The 6,000-nt window shown below is 30.5% G+C and carries 6 protein-coding genes; 2 read left to right on the top strand and 4 right to left on the bottom strand.

What is annotated here, in order from left to right; translation table 11 throughout:
* Nucleotides 1-262 precede the first annotated feature (262 nt).
* Entirely contained in the window at nt 263-805 is a 543-nt protein-coding gene (locus B4G36_RS14015) for a T9SS type A sorting domain-containing protein (RefSeq protein WP_407933558.1), read from the top strand.
* A 38-nt stretch (nt 806-843) separates the two neighbouring features.
* On the opposite strand, the gene B4G36_RS08255 is transcribed toward B4G36_RS14015, so the two are convergent.
* Entirely contained in the window at nt 844-1,314 is a 471-nt protein-coding gene (locus B4G36_RS08255) for a DUF1810 family protein (protein WP_291048060.1), read from the bottom strand.
* Nucleotides 1,315-1,377: 63 nt separating this feature from the next.
* Nucleotides 1,378-3,150: an arginine--tRNA ligase gene (argS, locus tag B4G36_RS08250; protein WP_291063297.1), complete on the bottom strand. Its 1,773-nt coding sequence runs from the start codon at nt 3,148-3,150 to the stop codon at nt 1,378-1,380.
* A 109-nt stretch (nt 3,151-3,259) separates the two neighbouring features.
* On the opposite strand from argS, the gene B4G36_RS08245 reads away from it, so the two are divergent.
* Entirely contained in the window at nt 3,260-4,615 is a 1,356-nt protein-coding gene (locus tag B4G36_RS08245; protein WP_291063295.1) for a DEAD/DEAH box helicase, read from the top strand.
* A gap of 28 nt (nt 4,616-4,643) precedes the next feature.
* On the opposite strand, the gene msrA is transcribed toward B4G36_RS08245, so the two are convergent.
* Complete coding sequence (gene msrA, locus B4G36_RS08240) at nt 4,644-5,177, bottom strand: peptide-methionine (S)-S-oxide reductase MsrA (RefSeq protein WP_291063293.1); 534 nt, start codon at nt 5,175-5,177, stop codon at nt 4,644-4,646.
* Nucleotides 5,178-5,242: 65 nt separating this feature from the next.
* Nucleotides 5,243-5,704 (bottom strand): Lrp/AsnC family transcriptional regulator, encoded by a 462-nt coding sequence (locus B4G36_RS08235; RefSeq protein WP_291063291.1) that lies wholly within the window; start codon nt 5,702-5,704, stop codon nt 5,243-5,245.
* Nucleotides 5,705-6,000: the final 296 nt, after the last annotated feature.

Raw genomic sequence — 6,000 nt, 5'->3', positions numbered from 1 at the left:
GGTTTTTAGGGAAGATTACAGAGAGAATTAGCTTATAAAATGACCGATAAACTAGGAATTTATATTTCAGAATCGAGTATTAATCGGATATTGAGAAAACGAGATTTAATTTCAGCTCCCAATCATATTTTGGTTTCAGCCGCAAATGAATTTAAAGATAAAAACAATTTCGTTCATCAAATGTGGGAGACTGATTATATTTATTTAAAGATTATTGGATGGTTATGATATTATTTAAGCAAATTTTAGATAATTACAGCAGATATATTATTCATTAGGAGTTTGCATTGGATATCCAAAAAGATATTTATTCTTTTCTGTCACAGAACCAGTTAAAATAAAAGTTTGGTTTAAATCAGGAAGCTCTTCTGGAACGAGAACATTATATATAACAGATGGAAAAGAAGTTATTAGTAAAGTTGATGTAAATGGTAATGACAATATTCCAACCGATTACATTGAATATAAGGGAGGTGCAGGAACTATTTATTTAGGAGGTGATCAAGCTTTAAATATATATAAAGTAGAAGTTTATGACGGAAAGCTAGGAACAACCTCTACTCTATCAACAAAAAACTTATCAACAAAAAATTCTGTAAAAGTTATAAGTTCTAATGGAAAGATTTTTATTTCAAACTTAAAAAACACAAATACTAAAATCAATGTCTATAATTTCTCCGGAAGTTTAGTAAAATCTTTAAGCTCTTCTCAAGATATTAATTTTGATTTAAATAATGGAAATTATATAGTTAATATTCAATCTGATGATGAAGTTACCTCAACAAAAGTTATTGTAAAAAAATAATCTCACAAAAAAATCTCGAGCAAATGCTCGAGATTTTTTTATTTATTCATTTGTTTCAATATACTTAATGTTTTTTTATCGACTTGATCTGCATAAAAAAACTTCAAAACATCTTTGATAATTTTTTCTTTTGGAACTATAAAGTTGAATAATGTCAAACTTGATTTCAGTTTCATTGCATCATTTTTTCCGAAAATTAATTGCGGAATTACGCCTTTATGTTTCATTAATAATACAGATAAAACTTCTAAATAATTTCCCCAAAGTTCTTCATCTTTTACAAAAGCTCTAGCCTCTTCTTTCGATGAAATTGCAAACTCTAATGACGAATCACTCGAACCTAATCCAACTAATTGAGGAAACATAAAAACAATCCAATTCGTTTGCTTTTTTCCTGCATGAACTTCCATCAAAATTTCATCGTACACAAAACTTTGCGCATCGTGAAATCGTTTCAAATTAAATTTATCGTGAGGATCTTTTTGTTTCAGTAAATCTCCTATTTTCATATTGTAAAGTTAAAAAAATACCTCACCAAATTGATGAGGCATTTTATTTTTTTTATAAGTCGATTACATTCTTTCAGGAACACCAATTCCTAATAAACGTAACGAATTCTGAATCGTATTTGCAACCCATTGAGACAGATATAAACGGAAGTTTTTCACATTTTCATCTTCATTTTTCAAGATTGGATTGTTTTGGTAGAATGAATTAAATAATTTCACCAACTCATATACGTAATTAGCAATCAAAGCTGGGCTCATTTCTGTCGCCGCTTTTTCTATTGTATCTTCGAAATCGTATAGTGCACGAACAATTTCTTTTTCAGCATCATTCAATTCTATTACATTTGCATCAAATTCTTTTGGAGATTCTTTTCTCAATAAAGACTGAATACGTGCAAAAGTATATTGAATAAATGGTCCTGTATTTCCATTAAAATCTACAGATTCTTTCGGATCGAATAAAATACGTTTCTTAGGATCTACTTTCAAAATGTAATATTTCAAAGCTCCCATTGCAATTGTTTCGTACAATTCAGCTTTCTCATCATCAGACATTCCGTCTAATTTACCTAATTCTTCAGAAATCTCTTTTGCAGTATTGTAAACTTCTTGCATCAAATCATCTGCATCTACAACTGTTCCTTCACGAGATTTCATTTTTCCGTTTGGTAAATCAACCATTCCGTAAGACAAGTGATGTAAAGCATCAGCCCAAGAATAACCTAATTTTTTCAAGATTAAGAATAAAACTTTGAAGTGATAATCTTGCTCATTTCCTACAACATACGTCAATTCTTCTAACGTCGGATTATTTTTGAAACGCTCTACTGCAGTTCCCAAATCTTGCGTGATATAAACTGAAGTACCGTCCGAACGTAAAACTAATTTTTCATCCAAACCTTCTGCAGTCAAATCAATCCAAACAGAACCATCTTCTCTTTTGTAAAAAACACCTTTGTTTAAACCTTCTTCAACAATATCTTTTCCTAAAATATAGGTATTTGATTCGTATAAATATTCGTCAAAAGCAACACCAAGACGTTTGTACGTTTTTGCAAAACCATCATACACCCAACCGTTCATTTTTTGCCAAAGCTCAATAACTTTTGGTTCTTGTGCTTCCCATTGACGCAGCATTTCTTGTGCTTCTAAGAAAATTAGAGCTTCTTTTTTCGCTTCGTCTTCCGATTTTCCTTGCGCTTCTAATTCTTTGATTTCTTGACGATAATGTTTGTCAAATTCCACATAATATTTTCCAACCAAATGATCGCCTTTCATATTTGCAGATTCTGGCGTTTCACCATTTCCAAATTTTTCCCAAGCAATCATCGATTTACAAATGTGAATCCCACGATCATTAATAATTTGTGTTTTAATCACATTATTTCCTGCTGCTTCAATAATTTGAGAAACCGAAAATCCTAACAAATTATTACGAACATGTCCTAAATGCAAAGGTTTGTTTGTATTTGGCGATGAATATTCTACCATTACCGTTCTAGAATTTTCATCAACTTTCGTAATTCCAAAAGTTGAATTTTGAGCATTTTGAGTAAAATTTTCTAAAAATTCTACTGAGTTTAAACTCATATTCAAGAAACCTTTTACAACATTAAACGCTGTAATTTTATTATTTTCAACCAAATTTTCACCGATTTTAGTACCGATTTCTTCTGGTTTACCTTTCAAAGTTCTGATTAATGGGAAAACAACTAATGTATAATCACCTTCAAACTCTTTCCTTGTGAACTGAATTTCAACAGATTCAGGGTAAATTTGATAAACGTTTTGAATCGCTTCTAAAACATTCTGCGTGATGTATTGTTTTAAACTCATTTTATTCCTTTTTACTTAATCGAAATGCAAAAGTACGAAGTTTCAACGAATTTGAACGGATTGCACATTGAGTTTTTAAGAAGTCATCAAGAAAACTTATCTTTGCAAAATGAAAGCTACATTCGCGGATTTCGAATTAACAAAACAATTGAGTTCGGCTTTAGAAAAGTTGAATATCACAACCCCAACTCCAATTCAAGAAAAATCATTCAAACCGATTCTTTCTGGACGAGATATAATGGGAATTGCCCAAACAGGTACAGGTAAAACAATGGCTTACTTATTACCTTTATTGAATACTTATCAATACTCTAAAACGAATCAACCAAAGATTGTTATTTTGGTTCCGACGCGCGAATTAGTTGTTCAGGTTACCGATATTTTAGAGCAATTAACGGAGTTTATCAATGTTCGTGTTTTAGGAATTTATGGTGGTGTAAACATCAATACTCAAAAATTATTGGTGTATGAAGGCGTTGATATTTTGGTTGGAACACCAGGTCGTGTTTTAGATTTGGCGATAGACAATGTATTATCATTCAAAGAAATGAAGAAATTAGTGGTTGACGAATTTGACGAAATGTTGAGTTTAGGTTTTCGTCCGCAACTGATTCATTTATTTACAATGATGAGCGAAAAACGTCAAAACATTTTATTTTCTGCTACGATGACAGATCAAGTAGATGATATGTTACACGAATATTTCAAAAATCCTATTGAAATTTCATTGGCTCGTTCGGGAACACCATTAGAAAAAATCACTCAATTGGCTATTCCAGTTGAGAATTTCAATACAAAATTGAATTTAATTGTTCATCAATTAGAAGACAAAGCAAAATTTGAGAAAGTTTTAATTTTCTCAAATAATAAAAAACATGCTGATTTAATTTTCAATCATTTAGATGAAATTTATCCAGATGAATTTGGAGTAATTCATTCTAACAAATCTCAAAATTATCGTTTGAGAACAATGGAAGCCTTTACTAGAGATGAATACCGAGGAATTATAACGACAGATATTATGGCTCGTGGTTTGGATATTCCAGATGTTACGCATGTTATCAATTTCGAAATTCCAGATGTTCCGGAACAATATATTCACCGAATTGGGCGTACAGGACGTGCGGATAAAAAAGGAGAAGCGATTTCTTATTTTTCTGAAAAAGAAATTGAACGTTTAGATGATATCGAAGCCTTGATGGATAAAGAGATTGAAGAGATTCCTTTCCCTGAAGAGGACGTAAAAATTAATCCTGTAAAACGTGAGTTCGAGAAAGATGTTGTAAAAATGAAACAGCTTACAACTGTAAAAATTGAAGAACGTGGTGCAGCATTTCACGAGAAAAAAGATAAAAATAAAAAGGTGAATTTAGGAGGTCCTACGAAACGTAAACCACCAAAATCTAAACCTAAAAACCGTGGTCAGCAAAAGCAAAAAGCGAAAGCACGCAAAAAAGGAAAATAAAATGAAAGCGACCAATTGGTCGCTTTTCTTATTTTAAAATCTGTTTGAATTTAGATTTAAATTTTGCAATTTTTGGTCCAACAACTGCCGAACAATATGGCTGATCTGGATTTTCATTGTAATAATCCTGGTGATAATCTTCAGCTGGCCAAAATTTATCTAAAGGCTCTATTGTTGTAACGAATTTATCTTCATACAAAGTTCCGTTATCAAACTCTTTTAACGATTCTTCTGCTTGTTTTTTTTGTTCTTCTGATGTGTAAAAAATACTCGAACGATATTGTGTACCGACATCGTTTCCTTGTCTATTTAACTGTGTTGGATTATGAATATTCCAAAAAATTTCTAATAATTCTTTGTACGAAATCATTTCATTGTCAAAAGTAACTTCAACAACTTCCGCGTGATTTGTATCTGTATCACAAACCTGACGATAAGTAGGATTTTCTACATTACCTCCTGCAAATCCAGAGATAGCTTGTTCTACTCCATTTATCGAATTAAAAATTCCTTCCACACACCAAAAACAACCAGCTCCTAAAACTGCTATTTCCTTGCTCATGTCTTCTCTATTTTTACTTATTCAATCAAAAAAAGTTCTAATCTATCAGAACCATTCTTATATTTTTATACCAATTGGAAAGCGGTATCATCTTTTACGTCACCAATCACAAAAGTACTGTGAGTACTACCAATTACCTTTATTGTTGTTAGTTTATTTACCATAAAATCTCTGTATTCGTCCATATTTTCGAAAGACATTTTGATAATGTAATCGTAATCACCACTTACATGATAACTCGCCTGAACTTCTTTTAAATTCACAATTTCGTTCTCAAAAATCTTGATGTTATCAGTAGAATGTTGTTGTAACTTAATATGACTAAATACCAAAAGTTCTCTGTTAATTAATCTTCTATTTACAAGCGCAACATATTTAGAAATAATTCCTGATTTTTCTAATTTCTTGATTCTTTCATGAATTGCAGTTGACGATAAATTTAACTTATCAGATAATTCTTTATAGGTAATTTTACTGTTTTCTTGTAGATACATTAGCAGCTGTTGATCGAGAGTGTCAAATTTCATTTCAATTAATTTTTTTCTAAAGTAACAATATTATTTTGAATAATTATCTATATAGATTAAAAAAATTAATCATTTACAGAAAATATATTTATAATTTATTAAAACACACCGTTTTTTGTTCTATTCTAAAAAAGATAAAAAGTTAAACTCTATAATTTTTATATACTAATAAATGTTAAATATTTTTCATTATTCATATTATTCATTGTATATTTGAGCTCGAAAAATCGAGAGGAATGATTTGACTGATTGCAACCTCATAAAACAATTGCTAAAACAGGACTTCAGTTTTCTCC

It is taken from the genome of Empedobacter sp. UBA3239 (genome assembly GCF_002362875.1).
Classification (GTDB): Bacteria; Bacteroidota; Bacteroidia; order Flavobacteriales; family Weeksellaceae; genus Empedobacter; species Empedobacter falsenii_B.
This window is presented reverse-complemented; position numbering and strand designations above follow the sequence as displayed.